The 26,044-nt window shown below is 63.3% G+C and carries 25 protein-coding genes and 1 tRNA gene; 11 read left to right on the top strand and 15 right to left on the bottom strand.

The genetic code is table 11. The features are described from left to right. The first annotated feature begins 21 nt into the window (after window positions 1-21). From QQK95_RS13525 to QQK95_RS13510, 4 genes are read left to right on the top strand one after another with little or no spacing between them, the layout of a single operon-like run. Entirely contained in the window at window positions 22-882 is an 861-nt protein-coding gene (locus QQK95_RS13525; RefSeq protein WP_038644534.1) for a carbohydrate ABC transporter permease, read from the top strand. Next, complete coding sequence (locus QQK95_RS13520; protein WP_019860421.1) at window positions 879-1,715, top strand: carbohydrate ABC transporter permease; 837 nt, start codon at window positions 879-881, stop codon at window positions 1,713-1,715. The genes QQK95_RS13525 and QQK95_RS13520 overlap by 4 nt, the downstream gene beginning before the upstream one ends. A gap of 8 nt (window positions 1,716-1,723) precedes the next feature. Beyond that, complete coding sequence (locus tag QQK95_RS13515; RefSeq protein WP_284273105.1) at window positions 1,724-2,803, top strand: ABC transporter ATP-binding protein; 1,080 nt, start codon at window positions 1,724-1,726, stop codon at window positions 2,801-2,803. A gap of 36 nt (window positions 2,804-2,839) precedes the next feature. Further along, window positions 2,840-4,867: an aldo/keto reductase gene (locus QQK95_RS13510; RefSeq protein WP_284273103.1), complete on the top strand. Its 2,028-nt coding sequence runs from the start codon at window positions 2,840-2,842 to the stop codon at window positions 4,865-4,867. Between the two features lie 22 nt (window positions 4,868-4,889). On the opposite strand, the gene QQK95_RS13505 is transcribed toward QQK95_RS13510, so the two are convergent. Then, on the bottom strand, window positions 4,890-5,945 hold the full coding sequence (locus tag QQK95_RS13505; protein ID WP_284273101.1) for an AraC family transcriptional regulator: 1,056 nt from the start codon (window positions 5,943-5,945) through the stop codon (window positions 4,890-4,892). 66 nt (window positions 5,946-6,011) lie between these two features. Here QQK95_RS13505 and QQK95_RS13500 point away from each other — a divergent pair, with 66 nt between their 5' ends. The 6 genes from QQK95_RS13500 (at window position 6,012) to melA (ending at window position 14,810) form a co-directional block, all read left to right on the top strand. Further along, window positions 6,012-7,292 carry a family 4 glycosyl hydrolase gene (locus QQK95_RS13500; protein WP_284273099.1) on the top strand — a complete coding sequence of 427 codons (1,281 nt, stop codon included), beginning with the start codon at window positions 6,012-6,014 and terminating at the stop codon, window positions 7,290-7,292. A gap of 104 nt (window positions 7,293-7,396) precedes the next feature. Further along, window positions 7,397-9,478, top strand: coding sequence for an ABC transporter substrate-binding protein (locus QQK95_RS13495; RefSeq protein ID WP_284273097.1), 2,082 nt, complete (start codon window positions 7,397-7,399; stop codon window positions 9,476-9,478). A 116-nt stretch (window positions 9,479-9,594) separates the two neighbouring features. Further along, window positions 9,595-10,602, top strand: coding sequence for an ABC transporter permease (locus QQK95_RS13490; RefSeq protein ID WP_095088651.1), 1,008 nt, complete (start codon window positions 9,595-9,597; stop codon window positions 10,600-10,602). Further along, window positions 10,603-11,742, top strand: a complete 1,140-nt coding sequence (locus QQK95_RS13485; RefSeq protein WP_284273092.1) for an ABC transporter permease — start codon at window positions 10,603-10,605, stop codon at window positions 11,740-11,742. A gap of 10 nt (window positions 11,743-11,752) precedes the next feature. Next, window positions 11,753-13,420, top strand: a complete 1,668-nt coding sequence (locus QQK95_RS13480) for an ABC transporter ATP-binding protein (protein ID WP_284273090.1) — start codon at window positions 11,753-11,755, stop codon at window positions 13,418-13,420. Between the two features lie 19 nt (window positions 13,421-13,439). Further along, window positions 13,440-14,810: an alpha-glucosidase/alpha-galactosidase gene (gene melA, locus QQK95_RS13475; protein ID WP_284273088.1), complete on the top strand. Its 1,371-nt coding sequence runs from the start codon at window positions 13,440-13,442 to the stop codon at window positions 14,808-14,810. A gap of 15 nt (window positions 14,811-14,825) precedes the next feature. Here the strand turns inward: melA and yacG are convergent, their stop codons facing one another. From yacG to QQK95_RS13430, 9 genes are all read right to left on the bottom strand, one after another. Next, the gene (gene yacG, locus QQK95_RS13470) at window positions 14,826-15,023 is read right to left on the bottom strand and encodes a DNA gyrase inhibitor YacG (RefSeq protein ID WP_284273086.1); all 198 of its coding nucleotides are present in this window, start codon (window positions 15,021-15,023) and stop codon (window positions 14,826-14,828) included. Further along, complete coding sequence (locus QQK95_RS13465; RefSeq protein ID WP_284273084.1) at window positions 15,020-15,646, bottom strand: Maf-like protein; 627 nt, start codon at window positions 15,644-15,646, stop codon at window positions 15,020-15,022. Before QQK95_RS13465 ends, yacG begins: the two co-directional genes overlap by 4 nt. A 23-nt stretch (window positions 15,647-15,669) precedes the next feature. Beyond that, entirely contained in the window at window positions 15,670-15,888 is a 219-nt protein-coding gene (gene infA, locus QQK95_RS13460) for a translation initiation factor IF-1 (RefSeq protein ID WP_006200926.1), read from the bottom strand. 87 nt (window positions 15,889-15,975) lie between these two features. Continuing rightward, window positions 15,976-16,446 carry an arsenate-mycothiol transferase ArsC gene (locus QQK95_RS13455; RefSeq protein WP_284273324.1) on the bottom strand — a complete coding sequence of 157 codons (471 nt, stop codon included), beginning with the start codon at window positions 16,444-16,446 and terminating at the stop codon, window positions 15,976-15,978. Beyond that, window positions 16,434-16,919 carry a UPF0262 family protein gene (locus QQK95_RS13450; RefSeq protein WP_284273082.1) on the bottom strand — a complete coding sequence of 162 codons (486 nt, stop codon included), beginning with the start codon at window positions 16,917-16,919 and terminating at the stop codon, window positions 16,434-16,436. Before QQK95_RS13450 ends, QQK95_RS13455 begins: the two co-directional genes overlap by 13 nt. Window positions 16,920-16,925: 6 nt before the next feature. Next, entirely contained in the window at window positions 16,926-18,218 is a 1,293-nt protein-coding gene (gene hisD / locus QQK95_RS13445; RefSeq protein ID WP_284273080.1) for a histidinol dehydrogenase, read from the bottom strand. 7 nt (window positions 18,219-18,225) lie between these two features. Next, a complete protein-coding gene (locus tag QQK95_RS13440; RefSeq protein WP_284273078.1) occupies window positions 18,226-18,660 on the bottom strand; it encodes a DUF2948 family protein in 435 nt (144 codons plus the stop codon). A gap of 169 nt (window positions 18,661-18,829) precedes the next feature. Further along, on the bottom strand, window positions 18,830-20,122 hold the full coding sequence (gene murA / locus QQK95_RS13435; RefSeq protein ID WP_010914066.1) for a UDP-N-acetylglucosamine 1-carboxyvinyltransferase: 1,293 nt from the start codon (window positions 20,120-20,122) through the stop codon (window positions 18,830-18,832). A gap of 128 nt (window positions 20,123-20,250) precedes the next feature. Beyond that, the gene (locus QQK95_RS13430; RefSeq protein WP_407660585.1) at window positions 20,251-20,496 is read right to left on the bottom strand and encodes a DUF2721 domain-containing protein; all 246 of its coding nucleotides are present in this window, start codon (window positions 20,494-20,496) and stop codon (window positions 20,251-20,253) included. Window positions 20,497-20,590: 94 nt separating this feature from the next. Between QQK95_RS13430 and QQK95_RS13425 the strand changes: the two genes are divergently transcribed. Next, window positions 20,591-20,665: transfer RNA gene (locus tag QQK95_RS13425), tRNA-Thr, on the top strand. 49 nt (window positions 20,666-20,714) lie between these two features. Here the strand turns inward: QQK95_RS13425 and QQK95_RS13420 are convergent. The 5 genes from QQK95_RS13420 to QQK95_RS13400 all read right to left on the bottom strand — a co-directional run. Next, window positions 20,715-21,467, bottom strand: coding sequence for a GGDEF domain-containing protein (locus QQK95_RS13420; RefSeq protein WP_284273072.1), 753 nt, complete (start codon window positions 21,465-21,467; stop codon window positions 20,715-20,717). A 160-nt stretch (window positions 21,468-21,627) separates the two neighbouring features. Next, a complete protein-coding gene (locus QQK95_RS13415) occupies window positions 21,628-22,350 on the bottom strand; it encodes a thermonuclease family protein (RefSeq protein ID WP_284273070.1) in 723 nt (240 codons plus the stop codon). Between the two features lie 18 nt (window positions 22,351-22,368). Beyond that, window positions 22,369-23,568, bottom strand: coding sequence for a type 1 periplasmic-binding domain-containing protein (locus QQK95_RS13410; RefSeq protein WP_284273068.1), 1,200 nt, complete (start codon window positions 23,566-23,568; stop codon window positions 22,369-22,371). Window positions 23,569-23,826: 258 nt separating this feature from the next. After that, a complete protein-coding gene (locus QQK95_RS13405; RefSeq protein WP_284273066.1) occupies window positions 23,827-24,195 on the bottom strand; it encodes a hypothetical protein in 369 nt (122 codons plus the stop codon). A 72-nt stretch (window positions 24,196-24,267) separates the two neighbouring features. Further along, window positions 24,268-26,044: type I secretion C-terminal target domain-containing protein (locus QQK95_RS13400; RefSeq protein ID WP_284273064.1), on the bottom strand; the 1,777-nt coding region annotated here is incomplete at its 5' end.

Here is a 26,044-nt window from a genome sequence, read left to right as displayed (position 1 = left end):
TGAAGGAGGAGGAGGAGCAGGATGCGCAACCGCAACGCCACGGCCTATCGTTTCCTGGCACCCTATCTCTTGATCTTCTCCGTCTTCTGGGTGTGGCCGATCATCTCTTCGTTCATGATCTCCTTCCAGGCGACGCGCACCGTGCCCTGGCGTTTCGCGCCGGGCTTCAACTGGGGCCGGCTGATCGGCGATCCGGCCTTTTTCAACGCGCTGAAGAACACGCTGCTCATCCTCGTCATCCAGGTGCCGGTGATGATCGCGCTGGCCATGGTGATGGCCGTGCTTTTGAATTCGCCGCTCCTGAAGGCGAGAGGTCTCTATCGCTTCGCCTTCTTCGCCCCGGTGGTGGTCGGCGAGGTCGCCTATTCGGCGGTGTTCCGGCTGATGTTCAGCCTCGATTTCGGCATCGTCAACAAGCTCCTGAACAGCATCGGGCTGCCCAAGATCGACTGGTTCTCCAACGTCACGCCGGCCATGGCGCTGATCATGATCGCGGTCACCTGGCGCTGGGCCGGCTACAACGCCATCATCCTTCTGGCCGGCATGCAATCCATTCCCGAGGATGTCTACGAGGCGGCGACGCTCGACCGTGTCAGCAAGCTCAAGCAGTTCTTCCACATCACCTTGCCGCTCTTGAAGCCGGTCATCGTGTTCTGCCTGGTGCTCTCGATCATCGGCACCATGCAATTGTTCACCGAGCCCTTCCTGATCACCGAGCGCGGTGGGCCGGGCGGCGGCACCGAGACGCTCGGCCTGCTGCTCTACCGCCAGGGGTTCCGGTCGCTCAATTTCGGCTATGCCTCGGCCGTCGCCTACACCATGGCGGCGCTGGCGATCGCGATCACACTGGTGCAGCTGTGGCTGACGAGGGAAAAGCAATGAGTTCGCTCTCCTCGGCCCGCCTGAGGCGCAGCATCGCGTTGCATCTCTTCCTCACCCCGCTGGCGCTGATCTGGCTGTTCCCGCTGTGGATGATGGTGGTCTTCTCGACCATGCCCGACAACGGCATCTTCAGCCCCGGCATAGAGCTTTTGCCGCACGGCAATTTCGTCGACAATTTCAACAATCTGCAGCGCGACACCAATTTCGTCGGCGCCATCGGCATCTCCGTCTCGGTGGCGGTGACCTACACCTTCCTGTCAGTGCTGTTGACGTCGATGGCCGGCTGGGCACTGGCGCGCTACCAGTTCTTCGGCAAGGGCGTGGTCGTCGGCATCATCTTCGGCACCATCACGCTGCCCTATGCGGTCGTGCTGATCCCGCAATTCATCATGGTGGCGCGCGACTTCCAGCTTGCCAACACCTGGGTGGCGCTGATCGTGCCGCCGCTGTTCAACTCGCTTGGCGTGCTGTTCATGCGCCAGAGCTTCTCGATGATGCCGGACGATCTGTTCGACGCCGCCCGCGTCGAAGGCGTGAAGGAGTGGCGCATCTTCCTGTTCGTCGCGCTGCCGCTGGCGCGGCCGATGCTGGCCGCACTCGCCATCATCCTGTTCCTCGCCTCCTGGAACAATTACCTCTGGCCGCTTTTGATCAACAGCCAGCCCGGTTCGATGACGGCGCCGGTGGCGCTCGGCACGCTGATCGGTCTCACCAAAGTGTCGTGGGGCGGTATCATGGCGGGCGCCGTGATGCTCACCGTGCCGATGCTGATCGTCTTCGTGCTCCTGCAGCGCCATTTCATCGCCGGCATCGCCGCCGGCGCAGTCAAGTAAGAGGCAGCATGGCAACCGTTACGCTGAGCAATGTGGTCAAGCGCTTCGGCGCCTTCGAGGTCGTCCATGGCGCCAATATCGACATCAAGGATGGCGAGTTCGTCGTCTTCGTCGGCCCGTCCGGCTGCGGCAAGTCGACCCTGCTCAGGATGATCGCCGGGCTCGAGGACATCAGCGGCGGCGAGATTGCCATCGGCGGCAAACTGGTCAACGATGTCGAGCCGGCCGATCGAGGCATCGCCATGGTCTTCCAGTCCTATGCGCTCTATCCGCATATGAGCGTCGAACAAAACCTCTCCTTCGGGCTGCGCATGACCGGCAACCCCAAGGCCGACACCGACCGGCGGGTGAAGCGCGCGGCCGAGATCCTGCGCATCAGCGAATTGATGGACCGGCGCCCGAAGAAGCTCTCCGGCGGCCAGCGCCAGCGCGTCGCCATCGGCCGCGCCATCGTGCGCGAGCCGCAAGTGTTCCTGTTCGACGAGCCGCTTTCCAATCTCGACGCCGAACTGCGCGTCCAGATGCGCGTCGAGATCTCGCGCCTGCACAAGGAACTCGGCGCCACCATGATCTACGTCACGCACGACCAGACCGAGGCGATGACGCTCGCCGACCGGATTGTCGTGCTGCGCGCCGGCCATATCGAACAGATCGGCCGGCCGCTCGATCTCTATGACGATCCCGACAATCTGTTCGTGGCCGGTTTTGTCGGCTCGCCGAAGATGAACTTCATCAAGGCGCAGATCGTCGGGCGCGATGCGCATGGCGTCGTGGTCGAGCTGGCGGGCCAGGAGAAAACCCGTATCACCCAGCCGCTGGCTGGCGCCGCACCCGAAGCGGGCAGCAAGGTCATCGTCGGCGTGCGGCCCGAGCATTTCGGCAGTGCCGGAGAAGGGGACACCGACCTTGTCGTCGCCATCGACGTGGTCGAACATCTCGGCGGCACGAGCTTTCTCTACGCCCGAACCGCCCATGGCGAAGACGTGGTGATCCAGCGCGACGCGGCGAAGGTTCCCACCACCTCCGAGGTCACCGTTTCCATCCGCAAATCTTACCTGTTCGACGAAAAAGGGCTGCGGCTGCGCTGACCGGCCGCCCCCTTCCAGCCTTCAAGGAGAATGACAATGACCGCAACCACGCCCATTCGCTGGGGCATTCTCGGCCCGGGCAGCATCGCCCAGGCCTTCGCCGGCGGCGTGGCCGCTTCGCGCACCGGAAAACTGGTCGCCATCGGCGCGCGCAATCCCGACAAGCCGGGCCTCGCCGAAAATTTTCCCGGCGCCCGCATCGTCGATGGCTACGAAGCTCTGCTTGCCGATCCCGAGATCGACGCCGTCTACATTGCGATCCCGCATCCCGGCCACGCGCAATGGGCGATCCGGGCCGCGGAAGCGGGCAAGCATGTGCTGTGCGAAAAGCCGCTGGCGCTGACCGCCTTCGAGGCCGACGCCATGATGCACGCCGCGCGCAAGGCCGGCACCTTTCTCGGCGAAGCCTTCATGTACCGGCTGCACCCACAGACGCTGAAGTTGGTGGAGCTGATCCGGTCCGGCGTCATCGGCGAGGTCAGGATGATCAAGTCGAGCTTCGGCTTCGCCATGCCGGGCTTCATGCCGCAGCACCGTCTCTATGCCAATGATTCCGCCGGCGGCGGCATACTGGACGTCGGCGGCTACACCGTCTCGATGGCGCGGCTGATCGCCGGGGCGGCATCGGGGCAACCTTTTGCCGAGCCCGACAAAGTGGTTGGCACCGCCCATCTTGGCCAGTCCGGTGTCGACGAATGGGCCTCGGCGCTGCTGCATTTTCCCGGCGGCATCGTTGCCGAGGTTTCCTGCAGCATCTCGCTGAACCAGGACAATGTGCTGCGCATCCTCGGCACCAAGGGCCGCATCGAAGTGCCGGACTTCTGGTTCGCCGGGGGAAATCGCGATGTCGGCCTCGGCCGGATCGACGTGATCGGCGCCGACGGTTCGCGCGAGACGATCAGCGTCGACGAAAAGCGCCATGTCTATTCCTTCGAGGTCGACGGCGCCGGCGAGGCCATCCTTGCCGGGCGGCAGGAATTCGCCTGGCCGGGCATGGATTGGGCCGACAGTCTCGGCACCTTGCGGGTGCTCGACAGATGGCGCGCTGCCGTCGGACTGGAGTACGAGATCGAAAAGGCCCCGCTGCGCACCAGCACCATTTCCGGCCGGGCTCTGCGGTCCGGCGGCACGGCGATCGGCAAGCGCGCCATTCCGGGCCTGGCGAAGCCGGCATCGGTGGTGGCGCTCGGCTTCGAGGATTTCCGCACCTTCTCCTCCGGCTCGATCCTGCTCGATGCCTTCTTCGAGGCCGGCGGCAACCTCTTCGACACCGGCTATGTCTATGGTGGCGGCTACACCGAGACGCTGCTTGGCCAGTGGCTGCGGAACCGCGGCGTGCGCGAGCAGTCGGTGATCATCGCCAAGGGAGCGCATTCGCCGCTCTGCTATCCCGACGTGATCGGCAAGCAGCTCGCCCAGTCGCTCGACCGCCTGCAGACCGACCATGTCGACATCTATTTCATGCACCGCGACAATCCGGACGTGCCGGTCGGCGAATTTGTCGATGCCATGGACCGTGAGGTGAAGGCCGGTCGTATCCGTGGCCCGTTCGGCGGCTCGAACTGGACGATGCAGCGCATGGATGAGGCGATTGCCTATGCCGAGCGCACCGGCAAGCAGAAGCCCGGCGCGCTCTCCAACAATTTTTCGCTGGCCGAAATGCTGGAGCCGATCTGGGCAGGTTGCGTGGCTTCGTCCACCGACGACTGGAAGGCCTGGCTGACATCCAGGCAGATGCCGAATTTCGCCTGGTCGAGCCAGGGCCGCGGCTTCTTCACCGAGCGCGCGGGGCGCGACAGGCGCGACAGCGAGGAACTGGTGCGGGTCTGGTATTCGGAGCGCAATTTCGGCCGCCGCGACCGCGCCATCGAACTCGCCGCTCGACTGCGCAAGAACCCGATCCACGTTGCTCTGGCCTATGTGCTCAACCAGCCGTTCCCGTCGGTTCCGCTGATTGGGCCGCGCACGCTGGGCGAGTTGGAAGACAGTCTGCGGGCGCTGGACATCGCGCTTTCGCCTGCCGATCTCGAGTGGCTGGACGGCGGCAGCCTGCACGCGGCCTGACAGGACAGGCCTCAAATCGGCGTCAGGTCTCGTCGTCCGACACCCTGACGCCGCGCCTGGCCGGAGTCCGCAGATTGGCATACATGCCGGTGGTGCGGAATTGGCTGGGCGTGGTGCCGTAGAGGCGGCGGAAGACCTTCGAAAAATAGTTCGCATCCTCGAAGCCGCACAGGATGGCGACTTCCTTCACCGGCAGGAAGTCCGCCTTGGTCAACAGCTTCGCCGCCCGCTGCAGGCGCTGCTGCAACACGAATTCGGCGGGCGGCAGGCCTTCGCTCTCGGCGAAGCAGCGCGAGAAATGGGCCCGGCTGAGGCCGCTGATCTGGACGAGCTCCGCCACCGGCAGCGGCTTGTCGAGATGGGCGTTGATATGATCGATCACCGGCTGCATGGCGCTCAGTTTTTCGGCAAAGGCATGCGAGCCGAAGACATCGTCATAGAGCGCCATCGCTGCCTCGTAAGCGATAGCGGACGCGGCACCCGGTGAGGCCGCCCCCTTGATGAGGCGCAGGCTGCAATCGGCAAGGTGATCGATTGTCGCCGGCTGCAGCCGGAAAACCGGACCGGAGATGCTGAGGATCGACTTGTGGATACGCAGCGCCTCCTCGCCGTTCATCGAGATCCAGAAATATTCCCAGCGCTCGTCGCTCGCCAGCCAATAGCGGTGGTTGTGCGGCACCAGCACCAGCAGCGTGTCGTTCTCTTGCAGGCGGTAGTTGCGGTTCTCGTAGCGTAGCCGGCCAGTGCCGCTGATCGTATGCTGGAGCACGGTGAACGGCGTCTGGCCGCGTTTGCGTCCGTCCCAGTCATAGATCTCGTCCTCGCGCACCTCATAGCCGGTGCTTGTCGGCATGGCATGCAGGCGCTGCCGGCCGCGCGGCAGCGAGATCGTGCGCATCGACTGTCCGTTGGCGATCAAATCTCGTAGCACAAAATTACCCTTGAAAGCATAATCCTTCTCTGGCCGCGCTCGTGAATAAGGGCATAATCCCGCTCGAAAAGCGAGAGAGATCCGCAGGCGAGGAGCGGACAGGGAGGTTGACAGGCCGGAATCCGGCTTGTCCCGCCGACATGCCATGGCATGCGGCTGCGACCTATCCCTGTCATTCCCGGCCTGTCACTGGAATAGGATGAGGTACGGCTGATGAGTTTCAAAATCGCTATCATCGGTGCCGGCAGTGTCGGATTCACCAAGAAACTGTTCACCGACATCCTGTGCGTGCCCGAATTCAGGGATATCGAATTCGCGCTGACCGACCTCAGCGAACACAATCTCGGGATGATCAAGGCTATCCTCGACAAGGTCGTCGAGGCCAACGGGTTGCCCACCAGGGTGACGGCGACAACCGATCGCCGCAAGGCGCTCGACGGCGCGCGCTATATCATCAGCTGTGTGCGGGTCGGCGGTCTGGAGGCCTATGCCGACGACATCCGCATTCCGCTGAAATATGGCATCGACCAGTGCGTCGGCGACACCATCTGCGCCGGCGGCATCCTCTATGGCCAGCGCAACATCCCGGTGATCCTCGACTTCTGCAAGGACATACGCGAGGTCGCCGCGACGGGCGCCAAATTCCTCAACTATGCCAACCCGATGGCCATGAACACCTGGGCGGCGATCGCGTACGGCAAGGTCGACACGGTCGGCCTCTGCCACGGCGTCCAGCATGGCGCCGAGCAGATCGCCGAGGTGCTGGGGGCGAAGTCCAGGCACGAACTCGACTATGTCTGTTCCGGCATCAATCACCAGACCTGGTTCATCGATTTGCGGCTGAACGGCCGCAAGATCGGCAAGGATGAACTGGTTGCGGCCTTCGAGGCGCATCCGGTCTATTCGCAGCAGGAAAAGCTGCGCATCGATGTCTTGAAACGCTTCGGCGTCTATTCGACCGAGAGCAACGGCCATCTCTCCGAATATCTGCCCTGGTACCGCAAGCGGCCCGACGAGATCACGCGCTGGATCGACAGCCACTTCAACGTGAGGAACAATGGCGTGATCACCAATTTGCCGCAGGACGCCATCATCGAATCGCCCGGCTTCGTCGACCGTTTCGGCATCAACATGGCCGCCGGCATCACGCTGCCGGAAGCCTGTGCGGCCACCTGCATGTCCTCGATCAACGTCCAGCGCATGTCGGTCCACGCCGCGGTATCAGGCGACATCGATCTCTTGAAACTGGCCGTGCTGCATGACCCGCTGGTCGGTGCGGTGTCGACGCCGGAGGAAGTCTGGCAAATGGTGGACGAAATGGTCGTCGCCCAGGCTCAATGGCTACCGCAATATGCGCATGCGGTTCCGGCCGCCAAGGAGCGGCTGTCGAAATCAGCGGTCAAGACCCGCGAATGGGCCGGCGCCGCACGGCGAAACGTGCGCTCGATCGAGGAATTGCGCGCCGAGAAAGCCGCGCTCAAGCAGGCCGGCTGAAAACCCGGACGCGGCGGCGGAGCCACGGGAGGCAGGTCCACCGCAGTCAGCATTCCGGGCAGAAGACGAGCAGCAGAAAACGTCTGAACATGAGGGAGGAGACTATGAGAAACCTACGCAGCATTGGCATTGCCGCCGGACTGGCGCTGAGCGTCTCGATTCCGGCACTCAACGCTTTCGCTTCAGAGCCGACAGTCCCGCCGGTGCCGGCGACCTTTCCGGCCGAGGGCAAGATCAAATACGTCGCGCGCGACTCCATCCTGGAGTTCAAGGCCCTGCCGGCATATCATGAGCCCGATTGGGTGACCGAGAAGTACGTCAAGACCGGCAAGCTGCCGCCGGTGAAGGACAGGCTGCCGAAGGAGCCGCTGGTCTTCAAGACGGCCAACATGCCTGACGGCATCGGCGTCTATGGTGATACGATGCGCCATGTCATTGGCGGCCGGCCGGAAGGCTGGAACTATGGTGCTGGCCAGACGCAAGGCTGGGGTGGCATCGATATCGGCCTCTCCGAATGCCTGACGCGCACCGCGCCGCTGTTCCAGGTCGAAGCCAAGGACACCGAGCCGCTGCCGAACCTCGCCAAAAGCTGGGATTGGTCGAAGGACGGCCACAAGCTGACCATGCATCTTGTCGAAGGCGCCAAATGGTCCGATGGTGTGGCCTTCAACGCCGATGACGTCATGTTCTATTGGGACGACGAGGTGGTCGACCCGAACGTCTCGCCGCTCAATGGCGCGACGCCGGAAACCTTCGGTGTCGGCACGACGCTGAAGAAGATCGACGACTACACCGTCGAGTGGACGTTCAAGGACGCCTTCCCGAAACAGTATCTCTACGCCATGGCCTACGGCACCTTCTGCCCCGGCCCCGCGCACATATTGAAGCCGCAGCACCCGAAATATTCGAAGAACACCTACGACCAGTTCAAGAACGCCTTCCCGCCGGAATATATGAACATGCCGGTGATGGGCGCCTGGGTGCCGGTCGAATACCGGCCGGACGACATCATCGTCATGCGCCGCAACCCCTACTACTGGAAGGTCGACGAAAAGGGCAACCAGCTGCCCTATCTCAACGAACTGCAGTACAAGCTGTCGACCTGGGCCGACCGCGACGTCCAGGCGGTCGCCGGCTCGGGCGACTTCTCCAACCTCGAGCAGCCGGAAAACTTTGTCGCCTCGCTGAAGCGCGCCGCCGAAGCCAACGCGCCGGCACGGCTCGCCTTCGGTCCACGCCTCATCGGCTACAATCTGCGCCTGAACTACTCCGCCAATGGCTGGGGCAACCCGGACGAGCGAAGCCAGGCAGTCCGTGTTCTGAACCGCAATGAGGACTTCCGCAAGGCCGTCACCATGGCGCTCGACCGCAAGGCGCTGGGCGACTCCCTGGTCAAGGGGCCGTTCACCGCCATCTATCCCGGCGGCTTCTCCTCGGGCACCAGCTTCTATGACCGCAAGTCGACCGTCTATTATCCGTTCGACCTCGCGGGCGCCAAGGCCGAACTCGCCAAGGCCGGCCTCAAGGATACCGACGGCGACGGCTTCGTGAACTTCCCGGCCGGCACCGCCGGCGGCAAGAACGTCGAGATCGTCATGCTGGTCAACAACGACTACGGCACAGACAAAAGCCTTGCCGAAGGTGTTGTCGCCCAGATGGAAAAGCTGGGCCTGAGGGTCGTGCTGAACGGCCTCAACGGCACCCAGCGCGATGCCTCGCAATATTCCGGCCGTTTCGACTGGCTGATCCGGCGTAACGACCAGGAACTGACATCGGTCGTGCAGAACACCGAACAGCTAGCGCCGGTCGGCCCGAAAACCAGCTGGAATCACCGGGCGCCGGAAAGCGGCGAGGTTGACCTGATGCCTTTCGAGAAAGACCTCGTCGACATCGTCAACAAGTTCGTCGCGTCTGAGGACAACGACAAGCGCGCCAGCCTGATGAAAGAGTTCCAGAAGATCTCGACCGAACACGTCTACAATGTCGGCCTGACGGAATATCCCGGCGCGCTGATCGTCAACAAGCGCTTCTCGAACATTCCTCAGGGCACGCCGATCTTCATGTTCAACTGGGCCGAGGATTCGATCGTCCGCGAACGCGTCTTCGTCGCGGCCGACAAGCAGGCGAAATACGAATTGTTCCCGCAGGAACTCCCGGGCAAGCCCGGAGACAAGGGTCCGATGTAAGTTTACCTCCCCTGACCAAGAGAGACCTGGCCGCGCCGCTGGCGCGGCCGGGCCAAACCAACCCTCCGAACGACCCTCAATGGGAGCGTCCGGCGAAATGAGGAAGCCGACCGTCCATGCTGCGATTCCTGCTTATGCGCATAGCGTCGGCAATACCGGTCCTCGCAATCCTGAGCCTCGTCACCTTCGCCATCATCCAGGCGCCGCCTGGCGACTATGCCGACTACATCCGTTCGCAGCTGATCAACCAGGGCGGTGCCTCCTTCGCCGAGGCCGATGCGCAGGCGCAGGCCTACCGCGTCGAACACGGCCTCGATAAGCCACTGCCCGTCCAGTATCTCAACTGGATCGGCGGCATCATTACCCGCGGCGATTTCGGCTACAGCCTCTACTACAACAAGCCGGTGGCCGATGTCGTCGGCGAGCGCCTGCCGCGAACGCTGCTCCTGGCGCTGGTCTGCCATCTGCTCGCCTCGGTGCTGGGCATCACGTTCGGCATATGGGCGGCGACAAGGCAATACACGTGGATCGACTCGACGCTCTCGGCCATCGCGTTCCTCGGCATGACCGTGCCACGCTTCCTGATGGCGCTGATCATCGTCTACCTCCTCGTCTTCCAGTTCAACCTGTCGGAGATCGGCTCATTCTTCTCGCCGCAATATGGCGGCGCGCCATGGTCGTGGGCGAAGTTCGTCGACCTGGTCAAGCATGTCTGGCCGGTGGTGGCGATCGCCACGTTCGGCGGCCTCGCCTACAATATGCGCGTCATGCGCGGCAATCTGCTGGATACGCTCAACGCGCAATATGTCGAGACGGCGAGAGCCAAGGGCCTGACCGGCAGCGCCGTCGTCATGCGCCACGCCGTCCCCAATGCGCTGCATCCGCTCGTGATGTACCAGGGCGTGGTGTTGCCCTACATGCTCACCGGCGAGATCGAGACGGCGATCATCTTCGCGCTGCCGACAGTCGGCCCGGCAATCGTCGGTTCGATGGCGGTCGGCGACGTCTATGTCACCGCCACCTTCATGATGGTGCTGTCGGCGACGCTGATCGTCGGCAACATCATCGCCGACATGCTGCTCGTCCTGCTCGACCCGCGCATCCGCCAATACGGAGAGAGCTAGATGCTGGCCCGCGATCCATCACCTCCGCCGCTGCCGGCCGAAGGACCCATCGTCGCCAAACCGGCGCGCGGCAATGAGAGCTATATCGCGCTCGTCTGGCGCCGGCTGAAGCGCTCCTGGACCGGCATGGCCGGGCTTTGGCTCGTCGTCCTGCTGCTGGTGATGGCCGTGTTCGCAGAATTCGTGGCGCCGATGGATCCGAAGGCGACCGATGTCGGCTTCGCCCCGCCGCAGCTGCCGTCCTTCCACGACAAGGACGGCAATTTCGTCATGCGGCCGAGGGTCTATGCGCTGGCCGATTCGGCCGACCTCGATCCGGTCACCTTCCAGCCCATCGTCGGCCCCGACTACGACCATCCAAGGCTGCTCGGCTTCTTTACCGAGGGTGAGCCTTACAAGCTCTTCGGACTGATCCCGGCGGACCGGCATCTCTTCGCCTCGATGGACGGCCAGCCCGTGCATTTCCTAGGCACCGACAAGTTCGGTCGCGATATCCTGTCGCGCGCCATCCACGGCTCACGCGTCTCGCTGATGATCGCGCTGACGGTCGTCTTCATCATCACCGTCATCGGCACCACCGTCGGCATGGTTTCCGGCTATTTCGGCGGTCGGTTCGATATCTGGGTGCAGCGCTTCGTAGAGCTGGTGCTCGCCTTCCCGCAGCTGCCGCTCTATCTGGCGCTGACGACGCTTATCCCGGTCACCGCGCCGACCAACGTCTTCCTCGCCTTCGTTATCATCGTCATGTCGGCGCTGGGCTGGGCGCAGATGTCGCGCGAGGTGCGCGGCAAGACGTTGGCGCTGGCGCGAATCGAGTATGTGCGCGCCGCCATGGCGGTCGGCGCCACCGACCGGCGCATCATCCTGCAGCACATCTTGCCCAATGTGATGAGCCACGTGATCGTCGCCGTCACCCTGGCGATCCCGACGGTGGTGCTGCTCGAATGCTTCCTCGGGTTCCTCGGCTTCGCGGTCAAGCCGCCGCTGATCTCGTGGGGCCTGATGCTGCAGGACACCGCGACCTATTCCGTCATCGGCACCTATCCCTGGATCCTGTCGCCGGTCGGTTTCGTGCTCGCCACCGTTTTTGCCTTCAACGCGCTGGGCGACGGCCTGCGCGATGCCGTCGATCCGTATTGAGGTGGCTGGGATGACCGTCGTACTCGCCGAGTCCTTCGCACCCATCGTTCGTCATGACCATGACGGGCGCCAGGACCAGCCCATCATCGACGCCCGCAACATCGAGGTCGCCTTCAAGGTCGAGCACGGCGTGGTCGAAGCGGTCAAGGACATCTCTTTCCAGCTCTATCGCGGCGAGACGATTGCCATCGTCGGCGAATCCGGTTCCGGCAAGTCGGTGACGGCGCGCGCCGTCATGGGGCTGCTGTCGCGCCGCGCCACCGTGTCGCCGAAATCGAGCATCTGTTACGACGGCCAGGACATCTTGAAATTCCCCGAGAGCGAGCGGCGCAAGCTACGCGGCAACCGCATCTCGATGATCTTCCAGGAGCCAATGAGCTCGCTCAACCCGATCTATACGGTCGGCAGCCAGATCGTCGAGGCAATCCGGGTGCACCGCAAGGTGAGCCGCCGACAAGCCTGGGCGCGGGCGCTCGAGCTGCTGCGGCACGTCCAGATCCCCGAGCCGGAAGCGCGGCTGAAGCAATACCCACACCAGCTCTCGGGCGGTCAGCGCCAGCGCGTGATGATCGCCATGGCGCTGGCCAACGATCCCGACGTGTTGATCGCCGATGAGCCGACCACCGCGCTCGACGTCACGGTCCAGGCACAGATTCTCAACCTGATCCGCAATCTGCAGAAAGAGCTGCGGATGGCGGTGATCCTGATCACACACGATCTCACCGTGGTGCGCAAATTCTCCGACTATGTCTATGTCATGCAGCATGGCGCGATGTGCGAGCACAACGTCACCGAACGGCTGTTTGCGGACCCGCAGCACCCCTACACGCAGCGGCTGCTCGCCTCGGAGCCGCGCGGGCGTCCGCAGCCGCTTCCTGAGGGCAGCGGCGCCATCCTCGAGGCGAATGACGTGCGCGTCTGCTTCATGCTGCGCCACGGCAGTTTCCTGAAGCCGGACTGGCGCGAACTGGTCGCCGTCGACGATCTCGGCCTCAAGCTTTGCCGCCACGAGACGCTGGGGCTGGTCGGCGAATCCGGTTCCGGCAAGACCACCTTCGGCCAGGCGCTGCTGAGACTGATCGACGCCAGGCGCGGCGAAATCCGTTTCGACGGCCAACCGATCCAAGGCCTGTCGCGCAGCGAGATGCGGCCACTGCGCTCGCGCATGCAGATCGTTTTCCAGGATCCTTTCTCGTCGCTCAATCCGCGCATGACGATCGGCCAGATCATCGAGGAAGGGCTGGTCGTCAACAGCATCGGCGCGACGCGGGCGGAGCGGGTCGACCGGGTGCGCGAGGCTCTGATCAGCGCCGGCATGCCGGGCGATATCCTGTCGCGGTTCCCGCACGAATTCTCCGGCGGCCAGCGCCAGCGTGTCGCGATCGCCCGTGCCATCGCGCTCGAGCCCGAATTCATCCTGCTCGACGAGCCGACATCGGCGCTCGACCTCTCTGTGCAAGCGCAGATCATTGACCTCTTGCGCAAGCTGCAGGATGAGCGCGGTCTGAGCTACCTCTTCATCTCGCACGATCTCAAGGTGGTGCGTGCGCTGTGCCACCGCGTCATCGTCATGCAGCACGGCAAGATCGTCGAGCAGGGACCCGTCGACGAGGTCCTCACCAATCCCAAGACCGCCTACACCGAACGGCTCGTCCGAGCCGCTTTCGACGTGGCTTGAACATATGCCGGAGGTTAGCATGGCAAGACATCCCAGGATCACTTTCATCGGCGCCGGCTCGACCGTGTTCATGAAGAACATTGTCGGCGACGTGCTGCAGCGGCCAGCCCTCTCGGGCGCGACGATCGCGCTGATGGACATCAATCCGCAGCGGCTGGAAGAGAGCGCCATCGTCGTCAACAAGCTGATCGCGACGCTCGGCGTAAAGGCGAAGGCCGAGACCTATTCCGACCAGCGCAAGGCACTTGCCGGGGCCGATTTCGTCGTCGTCGCCTTCCAGATCGGCGGCTACGAGCCCTGCACCGTCACCGATTTCGAAGTGCCGAAGAAATATGGCCTGCGCCAGACGATCGCCGACACGCTCGGCGTCGGCGGCATCATGCGCGGCCTGAGGACCGTGCCGCATCTTTGGAAGATCTGCGAGGACATGCTCGCCGTCTGCCCCGAAGCGATCATGCTGCAATATGTCAACCCGATGGCGATCAACACCTGGGCGATTTCAGAAAAATACCCCGCCATCAAGCAGGTCGGGCTCTGCCACTCGGTGCAGGGCACGGCGATGGAACTGGCGCACGATCTCGGCCTTCCCTACGAGGACATCCGCTACCGCTCGGCCGGCATCAACCACATGGCCTTCTACCTGAAATTCGAGCACCGCCAGCCCGACGGCTCCTACCGCGACCTTTATCCGGATCTCGTGCGCGCCTATCGCGAAGGTCGCGCGCCAAAGCCCGGCTGGAACCCGCGCTGTCCCAACAAGGTGCGCTACGAGATGCTGACCAGGCTCGGCTATTTTGTCACCGAAAGCTCGGAGCATTTCGCCGAATATACCCCCTATTTCATCAAGGAGGGTCGCCCAGATCTGATCGAGAAATACGGCATTCCGCTCGACGAATACCCCAAGCGCTGCATCGAGCAGATCGAGCGCTGGAAAGACCAGGCGCAGGCTTACCGCTCAGCCCAGCGCATCGAGGTCGAGGAGTCCAGGGAGTATGCCTCCTCGATCATGAACTCGGTCTGGACCGGCGAACCGTCGGTGATCTACGGCAATGTCCGCAACAATGGCTGCATCACCTCGCTGCCCAGCGACTGCGCCGCCGAAGTGCCATGCCTGGTCGATGCCTCCGGCATCCAGCCGACCTACATAGGCGATCTGCCGCCGCAGCTGACGGCGCTGATCCGCACCAACATCAACGTCCAGGAACTGACGGTGCGGGCGCTGATGAGCGAGAACCGCGAGCACATCTACCATGCGGCGATGATGGATCCGCACACGGCGGCCGAACTCGACCTCGACCAGATCTGGTCACTGGTCGATGATCTCCTGGCCGCTCACGGCGAATGGCTTCCGGCCTGGGCGCGGGTGAGCCGCAAGACCGAGGCCGCCTGACGGCCGATCCCGGGCTTACTTGGGCTCGTCGGCGTCGGGTTCTTCCTCGTCGTCGCGGGCCTTGATGACATAGGCGCCCTTCAGCCAGCGGTTGAGGTCGATGTCCTTGCAGCGGGCCGAGCAGAACGGAAAAGTGTCGCGCGCCGACGGCTCGCCGCATTCGGGGCAGGGGCGCTTCGGCCGCAGCTGCGTGATTTTGGAGTCGGAATTCATGGCCGTGCGGTCAGCCAGCTCTGATGGATCTTGAAGCCTTCGCCGGAAAGCAGGGCAACCGTCTCATAGAGCGGCAGGCCGACAATGTTGGTGTAGGAGCCGACGAGCTTGACGACGAACGAGCCGGCGAGGCCCTGGACGGCATAGCCACCGGCCTTGCCCCGCCATTCGCCCGAGGCGACATAGGCTTCGATCTCCTCGCGCGGCAGCCGCTTGAAACGCACCCGCGTCTCGACCAGCCGCTGGCGCAGCTTGCCGCCCGGTGTGATCAGGCAGATGCCGGAATAGACCCGGTGCGAGCGGCCGGATAACAACCCGAGGCAGTTGGCGGCATCGTCCAGCGTTTCGGCCTTGGGCAGGATGCGCCGACCGACCGCGACCACCGTGTCCGCCGCCAGGACGAAGCTTGGCGCATAATCCGTCTCTGTCTTCAGCGACGCGAACGCCTTCTCGGCCTTTTCCTTCGACAATCGCTTGGCCAGCGAGCGCGGGTGCTCGGCACGCAGCGGCGTTTCGTCGATATCGGCTGGCAGGATACGGTCCGGCTCTATGCCGGCCTGCTGTAACAGTTCGATGCGGCGCGGCGAACCCGAGGCAAGCACAAGCTTCTGCAAAATGCTCATCGCGTTCCGGCCAAGCCTTGATCTTACTTGAAGCGGTAGGTGATGCGGCCCTTGGTCAGGTCGTATGGCGTCATCTCGACCAGAACCTTATCGCCGGTCAGCACGCGGATGCGGTTTTTGCGCATGCGGCCGGCCGTATGGGCGATGATCTCGTGTTCGTTTTCGAGCTTTACCCGGAACATCGCGTTCGGCAACAATTCCGTCACGACACCCGGAAACTCGAGGACTTCTTCCTTCGGCATTCGATACCTTTGCTTGGATGGCAGTTCCAGCGCCCCGGCTGGAATTTCGGCGGAACCTATATGATAATCGTCCGCTTGTGAACACGCTTAATCCGTCGCGTTTTTTGCTTCTGAAGCCAAGAAACGTCGACTTATGCGCAACTTCAGCCGTTCGCGCACGTCGCGGTAAGCCGCCATGATCTGTTCGCGTGTGCCGCCGGCATTGGTCGGGTCCTGTGTCGGCCAGTATTCGACCTCGACGGCGAGCGAGCGGGTGAGCTCCAGCGCGGCATGGTGCGCCTCCGGCGCCAGCGTCACGATCAGGTCGAAATAGTCGTCCTCGAGATCGTCCAGCGTCCTGGGATGACGCTCGCCCAGCGACAGGCCTTCCTCCGCCAGCACGGCATCGACGAACGGGTCGCGCTCGCCGGCGCGCACGCCGGCCGAGGCGACGAAGATGGTGGCGGGCAGCATCCGGCGCGCCAGCTGCTCGGCCATTGGCGAACGCACGGCATTCATACCGCACACGAACAGGATCGAGCGGGGCAGGGCGCCGGGTACCAGGGCTAGCCCCGCCAGTGCAGCACGCAGACCAGCGTGAACAGCCGGCGCGCCGTGTCGAAGTCGATGTCGATCTTGCCGGACAGCCGGTCCATCAGCGTCTGCGAGCCTTCATTGTGCAAGCCTCGCCGGCCCATGTCGATCGCCTCGATATGGCTCGGCGTCGAGGAGCGGATAGCGTCGTAGTAGCTTTCGCAGATCATATAGTAATCCTTGACGATGCGCCTGAGCGGCGTCAGCGACAGGATGTGAGTGATCACCGGGGTGCCGTCCTCGCGGGCAACGGCGAAGACCAGGCGCTGCTCCGCCAGCGACAGTTTCAGCCTGTAGGGGCCGGCGCCGCTGTCGTTGACGGGCTGAAAACTGTTCTCTTCGATCAAATCGAAGATCGCGACCGCCCGCTCATGCTCGACATCGGGCGTCGAACGGCCGATCGATTCATCGAGTTCGACATCGATCAGTTTTGCGCGGGTTTGATCGGAGCCCGTCATCTCGGCCTACATGTTCAACCGGATAGCGACGGAGCGGCCATGCGCGTCGAGCCCTTCCGCCTTGGCGAGCGCGATCGCCGCCGGGGCCAATACGCGCAACTGCTCCGGCCCGAGCTTCAAGATCGAAGTCCGCTTGACGAAATCGAGCACGGACAAGCCCGAGGAGAAGCGCGCCGAGCGGGCGGTCGGCAGCACGTGGTTGGAGCCGCCGACATAGTCGCCGATGGCTTCCGGCGTGTGGCGCCCGAGAAAGACGGCGCCTGCATTGCGCATCCGCGACAGGAAACCTTCGGCATCGTCGATGGCCAGCTCGACATGTTCGGCGGCGATGCGGTCGACCAGCGGCAACGCGGCCTCGACGGTCGCGACCTCGATCACCGCGCCAAAATCGCGCCAGCTCGCCGCGGCCGTTTCACCGCGCGGCAGGGTCTGCAATTGACGTCCTACCGCCTGTTCGACCGCCATGCCGAAGGCCGGATCGTCGGTGATCAGGATCGATTGCGCCGACACATCGTGTTCGGCCTGGGCGAGCAGATCGGCGGCGATCCAGTCGGGATTGTTGTTGCCGTCGGCCACGACAAGCACTTCCGACGGGCCGGCGATCATGTCGATGCCGACCGTGCCGAACACCTGGCGCTTGGCCGCCGCGACATAGGCATTGCCCGGTCCGACGATCTTGGCAACCGGCTTTATGGTCTCGGTGCCATAGGCAAGGGCCGCGATCGCGTGCGCGCCGCCGACGCGGTAGATTTCGGTAACGCCTGATATGTCGGCCGCCACCAGCACCAGCGGATTGATGATGCCACCCGGGGCCGGCACAACCATGACAACGCGCTCGACGCCGGCCACCCGGGCCGGCACGGCGTTCATCAGCACCGAGCTTGGATAGCTCGCCGTGCCGCCTGGCACATAGAGCCCGACCGCCTCGATCGCTGTCCAGCGCCAGCCGAGCTCGACGCCGGCGGTATCCGTGTAGCGATCATCCTTCGGCCGCTGCCGCTCGTGGTGCGAGCGGATACGATCGCGCGCGAATTCGAGCGCTTCGATCGCCTTTGGGTCGGCCGTCTCGTAAGCGGCCGCAATGTCTTGCCTCGACACGGCAATGCCGAGGCTCGCCAAATCGGCCCGATCGAATCGTTGCGTGTAGTCGATCAGTGCCGCGTCACCTTCGGCGCGCACACGCGCGATGATCTGGCGAACCGCTGCGTCGACGTCCTCGGACACCTCGCGCTTGGTCGTCAGGAAAGCGGCGAAGCGCTGCTCGAAATCGGCGTCGGACTGGCGAAGCGTGATGGCCATGGGGTGCTCAAGCCTTGTGGACGGGCCGTGACGTGGCTTCCCACGCGCCGCCAATGTCGGCAAGGCGGGCCTCGATGCACTCGACATCGAGCATGATGGTGCCGCCGCCCGAAAAGATGAGTTCGACGATGCCGGCCGGCTTGCTGATCTCGATGAAGCTGATCGCCAGCAGGGACAGCACCTCGGCCGGCTTGTCGCGGGCAATGCCGTTGGTCTTGGCCCCCAGCACCCGGTCGAAATGCAGCACGGCCTGCCGTCGCTCATTGTGCTGGCGGAACAGGCCGGATTTGGCCTCCCAGACGAAACGGTTCATGGTCAGCACGAAACGCTTGGCCGCAGGCAGGAATTCGAGGTCCGACACCTTCATCACGGCGTCCTGGACATGGGCCGAGACGATGCTCAGATCCTGGTCGTCGAGCGCGATAAGCTTGAGGGCAGTCATGCGGATTTCGCACCTAAGGTTGGTTTCAGCCCTCTGTTAGGCGGTCTTTCCGGCCGGTGCAACCGCGACACGACTTCCACCCGAGGCAATTGCCTCGGGTTGGCGGTGCTGGCAGGGTGATGAAGGCCCTACGGGGCAATCTCCGTCCGAAGTTGCCGCCGTCCGATCGTCAGGCGGAAATCCGCTCGATCACCGCACCGCAGTTGGACAGCTTTTCCTCCAGCCGCTCGAAGCCGCGGTCGAGATGGTAGACGCGGTTGACGGTGGTCTCGCCTTCGGCGGCGAGGCCGGCGATGACCAGCGAGACGGAAGCGCGAAGGTCGGTGGCCATGACAGGCGCTCCCTTCAGCTTCGCCACGCCGTCGACGATCGCCGTCTGGCCCGAAAGCGTGATGTGGGCGCCGAGCCGGGCCAGTTCCTGGACGTGCATGAAGCGGTTTTCGAAGATCGTCTCGGTGATGCGCGACTTGCCCTTGGCCATGGTCATCAGGCCCATGAACTGCGCCTGCAGATCGGTCGGGAAGGCCGGGAAGGGCGCCGTCGTCACGTCGACCGGCGAAATGCCGGCGCCGTTGCGCTTCACGCGGATGCCGGAATTGGTCTGGGTGATCTCGGCACCCGTCTGCGAAATCACGTCGAGCGCGGTCTGCAGCAGCTCCGGCCGCGCACCTTCGAGCACGACATCGCCGCCGGTCATGGCGACAGCCATGGCATAGGTGCCGGTCTCGATGCGGTCGGGAATGACGCGCACGCGCGCGCCCGACAGCGATTCGACGCCGTCAATGGTGATGGTCGGTGTGCCGGCGCCGGAAATCCTGGCGCCCATGGCGTTGAGGCATTCGGCGAGGTTGACGATTTCAGGCTCGCAGGCGGCGTTTTCGAGCACTGTCTCGCCCTTGGCCAGCGAAGCCGCCATCATCAGCACATGGGTGGCGCCGACCGAGACCTTGGGGAAGACATAGCGGTTGCCGACCAGGCGGCCATTCTTGGTCTTGGCGATGACATAGCCGGTGTCGACGTCGAGATCGGCGCCAAGCGCCTGCAGGCCTTCGAGGAACAGGTCGACGGGGCGCGTGCCGATGGCGCAGCCACCGGGCAGCGACACCTTGGCCTCGCCCATGCGGGCCAGCAGCGGGCCGATCACCCAGAATGACGCCCGCATCTTCGACACCAGCTCGTAAGGCGCCGTCGTGTCGACGATGTTGCGGGCGGAGAAGTTGATGGTGCGCGAATAGCCTTCATTCTGCTTCTCGCGGCGGCCGTTGACGGAGTAGTCGACGCCGTGATTGCCCAGGATCCGGATCAGTTGCTCGACATCGGCCAGATGCGGCACGTTTTCCAGCGTCAGCGTGTCGTCGGTGAGCAGCGAGGCGATCATCAGCGGCAATGCGGCGTTTTTCGCGCCCGAGATCGGAATGCTTCCGGCAAGCTTGTTGCCGCCGACAATTCTGATGCGATCCATTGGAGAACGTCCCTCTCGGCCAAAAAGGCCGGTTCAATCGTTTGAGTATCGGCCCGTCTAGACCATTGGCCGGTGTGGTTCAAGAAATAGGATTTCCCAGCATCCGGGCCAAGAGTGGCTGATTTGAGTTAATCTTTCCGTATTTCCTTGGCCGAACCGAGCCCGTCCGGCCTTTGATCGGCTTCCCCTGTGCGGCGCGAGCGCGACTGCGCCTTGCGTTTCTGCAGATTGGCGCGCAACTGCTCGGCCAGCCGCTCCTTGCGGTCCGTGCCACCCTTTTTTGCTGGAATTGTCTTGTCGCTCATCGTCCCGTCCCGGCCGGCGACCCGGCCAAACCTGCCGTTCAGGGATAGCCAACATTGTGGCGCCGCCATGTCATGGAAAGCTATCCGGCAAAGGCTTTCACAGAAGCGTTGTTCTTGGCCTTGCGCTTGCCGGTTCGATATGGCAGAAGCCCCGCCATCAGCGGCTGCGGTAGCTCAGTGGTAGAGCACTCCCTTGGTAAGGGAGAGGTCGAGAGTTCAATCCTCTCTCGCAGCACCAGATTTCCCTCTAGATCCCCGAACTGACCCGCTTTCACGCCCGGCTGATATCAGCTGTGGAGATGCGTCAGTTCGAAGCCGGCGTCATCCTGGGCGTCGGACAGGTGCTGTTCGGCGGACCGGAACATGTCCGAGAACTCCATTTCGTTCTCCAGCATCACACCGCCGACCTTGATGGTGAGGACATCCTCGGTGCCTTTTGGCGCGAAGTAGACTTGCGCGATGCGCTTGCGGATGCGCTCGCCGATCTCCTTGGCCTCCGCTTCGGTCGCGCCAGAGAGGAAAACCCCGAACATCGAGGCGCCGATGCGCCCGATCAGGTCCTCCTCGCGCACCGACGACTGGATGGTCGAGACGATGAGCCGCAAGGCCTCGTCGCCCCATTCAAGGCCGAAGCGCATGTTGATGGACCGGAGGTGTTCGGGATGGATGATCAGGAAGGCGCCCGAGCGCGGTCCTGGCCCCGGTCGCCTGGCTGCCCGCCGTTCGACCATCGACGTGAAGACCGGCCCGTTCAGGCAGCCCGTCAGCCTGTCATACGTCCCGGACCTGTTGAGTTCCTGTCGGTAGCGGTGGATTTCGACCCGATTCCAGCCGATCAGCGCGAAAAGCGGCAGGCCGATGATCACCGGCAGCAGCCCCGCGGTGATCATGCTGCGGGCGAACGGGGTCAGCGCGTCGCTGAACAGCAGCAGGTAGTTGATCCCAAGGGAAAGGCCGAGGCTCCCGGCGGTTCCCAGCAACGTCAGCCACGCAACCTGCTTCCAGGGCCGGGCAGTGGTGGTCGCCATTGGTCTCGTCATTGGCCGATCTCCTGTCAGGTCTGCTGGTATAAGGCCTGCCTGCCGTAATTTCGGTTTCGCCGAACTGTACAATTTGATGGAAAAAGGCCGAATGGTGTTTTTCCATACCAGGACGAAGCCGGTTTGCGAAAAACCCTGCGCTTTGACGGTCAACTTCTGCCTATTGCGGCGGCCCGAAGATGCCCATCCCGGCATTCCTGGCAATTGCTTCCGCCTTGCCATAGATGCCGCCCGGCAGCGCCATCGCCCAGCCATTGGCGACGAGCCAGGCGCCGACATCCTGCTTGCCTAGCCGGCACGGCGCGGCGATGGCAAAACGCTCGGTTTCCGGCGGCAGGAAACAGTTCAGCGCGCGCCCCCGCAGCCAGGCATTGAAGGCCGCGCGGGCGCGCTGGCCGCAGGGCCAGGTCTCGTCGCGAAACGAACAGGTCTGGTCAGCGCCGATGTCCTGAGCTCCGCTGATGGCCACCTTCCAGCCCATCGATTCGAAAATCGCCGACGACGTTGCAATCGGGCGGTAGAGCAGGGTTTCGTGCCAGTCCTGCGGCATGGGTGTCTTGGGGCGGACGGCGAGACCGAGTTCTCCGAGCGGCGGTCGGGCTTCGACCCGCTCGATTTCCAATACGTCAACCGGCGGTGGAGCGATAAGGCTCTCGGCAATCCGCCGCGCCGGTTCCCGCAACTGTCCGCCAGGAATGGCCGCGGCGGCCGCGGTTGGTTGCTTGCCGTCAATCCCCAGGGATGGTGCACGGGCGGGCCGGTCGAGAGAAAGCAAGGCTCCGGCCTGCAGGATCAGCACAATTCCGAGCACGAGCTCGAGGCCCCCGATCGCGATCACCAGGCAGGCCCGCCGACCCATCAGTCCGGCGACGCGTTCGCGCAAGGTCCCGCCGGCAACCGGTCAGAAACCCGACGTCGATTTGGCAACCAGTTTGAGCGCACCCTTTTCTATCCGGTAGAATGGCATCGATCTTTGGCTGGAACCGTCAGCGCGAAAACGGAACAAACCCGTCGATCCGCGAAACCCGTTCGGGTTTTCCAGCACCTGTTTGCTGAAGCCGTCGGGTCCGACCGCGCTGGCAATCCCTGCCGTCAGGGCAACCATATCATAGGCATAGGCCACATTGACGTCGGCAGGGTAGTTATATGTCGTCCTGAAACGGTCGGCGATCGGTCCGGTTTCGCCTGGATCGAGCGTGGCGATGTATGCCCCCTCGAACAGCGGATCCATGGGGCGCTCCAGCCAACGGTCGGTTCCGACGACTGAAACGGCTTTTCCCGGAATGCCCTTTGATTTGAGGGCGGCAAGGACGGGCGCGGGGCTGGCATCGCCGCTGGCAACGATGACCGCGTCGGGAGCGTCGACGAGTGAACCCATCTGGTCGACCGCCTTGGCGCCGCCATCGCCGGCCGAATAGGGCAAGGTGACCGCGAGCGTCGCGCCATAGATGCTGAGGCCGTTCGCCACCCGCTTCTCCACGGCGCTGGCGTTCGAGCCTTCCGCGACAAGCAAGACGAACTTCTTGCGGCCTTTTGCGGCGAGCCCCGCGGCACCCGCCGCGGCGCTGTCGGCTTCGCTGAGGCGCACGGCATAAACCCCCGCGCTGCCCGCGAAATTGTCGGCAAGCGCCAGAACCGGCGGGCGTTTCGAGCCGGACAGCGTGGCAATATGCTGGGCAGCCGGCAGTTCGGTCGGACCGATGACGACCTTGGATCCCGTGGTGATGGCTTGCACCGCCAATTTGCCGGCCTGGGTGCTGTCGCCTTTCGTGTCCTCTATCGTCAGCGTCAGCAAGCCATTGCCGATATCCGTCATCGCCAGCTTGGCGCCGTCGCGCATCTTCCTGCCGGTTTCCCCTGATGCTCCGGGAGCGGACAAGGGCAGCAGCATCGTGACTTTGGCCGAACCGGTGCCGAGCGACTGGGTTGCCTGGGCCGGACTGGTGCCAGCGCCGCCATTCTGTCCGCCGGGAGCGGCAATCGCCCCGGGATCGAGCACCTCCGAAACGCTGCCTTTCGACTGGCAGCCCGACACGACCAGGGCGAGCGCCAGGGCGATTGCCCATTTCTGCGGACTGCGGCCCTGCCGGACAGCTGCCATGATTGCTCCACCCCGTCTGCCGCCGGTATTTCCCGGTCTGGTCCTCAATTCATCTTATGGCGGACTCGCCGTGCCGTCTTGCTGTTCTTTAGCCGCCGGAAAGCCGGGCTCTCAGCGCGCTATGATCTGTCTGGGGGGCACAGTGGGCGCCTTGGTCGCAAAACGGACCAAGGCTGGCCAAGGCGATCGTTGCGGCGATCGCCCATGAAATCGATCCGTCTGGTGTCATGATGGCCAACAGGCGCGGCTTATATCCAGTCAGTGCATGTATTCGACCATGCGATCGTGGAAACACTCGCATTTGTTGAGCGTGTCTTCGTCCTTGTAGTTCGTCTTCAGATAGCCATAGGCCATGCCGCAGGCGACCTTGGCTTCCGAAGCCCAGACGAAGGCAGGCCGGGATGAATTGATCCATTCCGAACTGTTGGCGACGGCAACCGATTCGTCCATCAGCTTCACCACCTGCGCCTTGAGGTCGACGATGTTGTCGTTCAGCACCAGGTTGGACGTCCCGACGGTGCGGCAATAGTCGCCTACCGGTTCCCCTATGATGTCGGCGGCGAACCCCGTCGATCCCGCCAGCAGCAGCAGCGCGGCCGAAGCCAGCATTTTTGCACAACGCTTCATTTAAGTCCCTCTCCAAACCGCCATTTTATACTTAGCTAATGTATAGCATGCCAGAACGGCCACGCATAAGTGCTAAATCGTGGCCGTGTGCTGCACGTGGTTCGAGTCGTCGTAGAGAATGTTGATTGTGCCGGCGGCGGCCGGGCCGTTCTGCAGAACGGCGACATCCACGAAGTTGGCCGCATTGCCCGTACCGTCGGTGTCGACGCTCAGAGCCTTGGTGCTGGTATCGTAGTGGACGTAGTCGGTGATGGCACCGGCGGGCGCTTTTTCGAACAGCGCGGTCAGGTCGATCTGGTCTCCTTCGCCCTTATTGTAGTCGGCGATGAGATCCTTGATGTTCAGTTCGAGGTGATCGAGCTTGAACGTGTCGGCGCCGGTGCCGCCGGTGAGCGTGTCCGCCCCTGCGCCGCCGATCAAGAGGTCATTGCCGGCGTTGCCATTGAGCGTGTCGTTGCCGGCTCCCCCGATCAGCGTGTCGTTGCCGCCGCCCCCGTTCAACGTGTCGGCCCCGGCTCCGCCGTACAACGCGTTCGCAAAACCGTCGCCCGTTATCGTGTCGCCGTAGGCAGACCCGATAATATCCGGCATGGCCACCGTCGACGTGTAGATGTGGGACGCGGCCGCGGCGTCTGCTGAGTGATCCTGAAATTCGGTCCCACCCAGCGTCACGCCGATCGCACTTGTCGCCTTGTCGCCGTCCCCATCCACAATCTCGATTGGCAGGTGGAAGTTGACGGGATCGGTGGTCTGGACAGCCGCGCCAAACCCGGTGATGGCGAAGTCGTTGCCGCTGTCGACAGACGGCGATGCGTTCAACAGCTCCAGGCTATTGTACCCATCGGCGGTAAACGTCGCGATGGAAACCTGCGTGTCGAGCACGCCCGTTATCTGGGCGGCATAGTGACCGCCACCCAAATCGACGAAGTGAACCGAATAGCTTCTGTCCGTCAGCCCCCCCGGGTTGCCTACTATGTATGACGTTGCCGTGGTGCCAATGTCCGCGAACGCGACTAGCTGTGTTTCCCCGTCATAGGTGATTGCGATTGACGAGACCGAATCGAGGTGGCCGTCGCCAACTGTCGTGTTGCCGTCGGTGCCGGTAGTGGCGTTGTCGTCGCGGGCGATGATTTGAAGGATGGTGTTGCTGGTTCCATCGCCAAAGGTGAAGCTGGCGCCATTGGCCAGATAGTGATTGTCAAAAATGTGGTTGCCGGGGGCGGCTCCAGTCAAATCTTGGACAAAGTCGACCCGTATACCTTCGCCCGCGCCGATATTTTGTCCGCCAGCACCACCACCGACGCCAAAGGAGTTCGCGTTTCCATTGATCGTCGTACCGGTGCCGAAGGGCGTGAAAAGCACGTCATGCGAGTTATCGTTGACAGGATTGGTGTCCTGATTCGTCGGCACCAAGCCGGCCCAAGACTTGTTGCTGCCGTAGAAGGCATACGTTCCGTCAGTGAACGTCACGTTGGTCGGGCTGTCGACTGTTCCGTTCATGTCCACGGAATAGGTCGGATTGGCGTTCTGGGGGTCGAGCGTGACCGTGAACACATTTGCGCCGTTGGCGGTTCCTGACAGGATATGGCCGTCCGCCGATACCGTGTAAATGATGTGCGCGCCGCCTGACGTCAGGCCGCTGTCCGTGTTGTTGAGAGACGCATCGAACCGGACGGTACCAGGGCCGTCTGCCCCGTAGTTATTAGAAAGCGTGTGGTCTTCGTCCAAGGCGAATGTGACCTGATTGCCAGCGCCATTCGAAAGGACCGCGTAGTCCGGCGAGACTGCTGTCGGGCCGTCGTCATTGATGGTGATCTTGGAGCCCAGGTCGATGCTGGCCGTCGCCTTG

It is taken from the genome of Mesorhizobium huakuii (genome assembly GCF_030160235.1).
In the GTDB taxonomy this organism is placed as follows: Bacteria; Pseudomonadota; Alphaproteobacteria; order Rhizobiales; family Rhizobiaceae; genus Mesorhizobium; species Mesorhizobium huakuii.
Note: the sequence above shows the minus strand (reverse complement) of the source record. Positions and strands in the feature narration are given on the sequence as shown.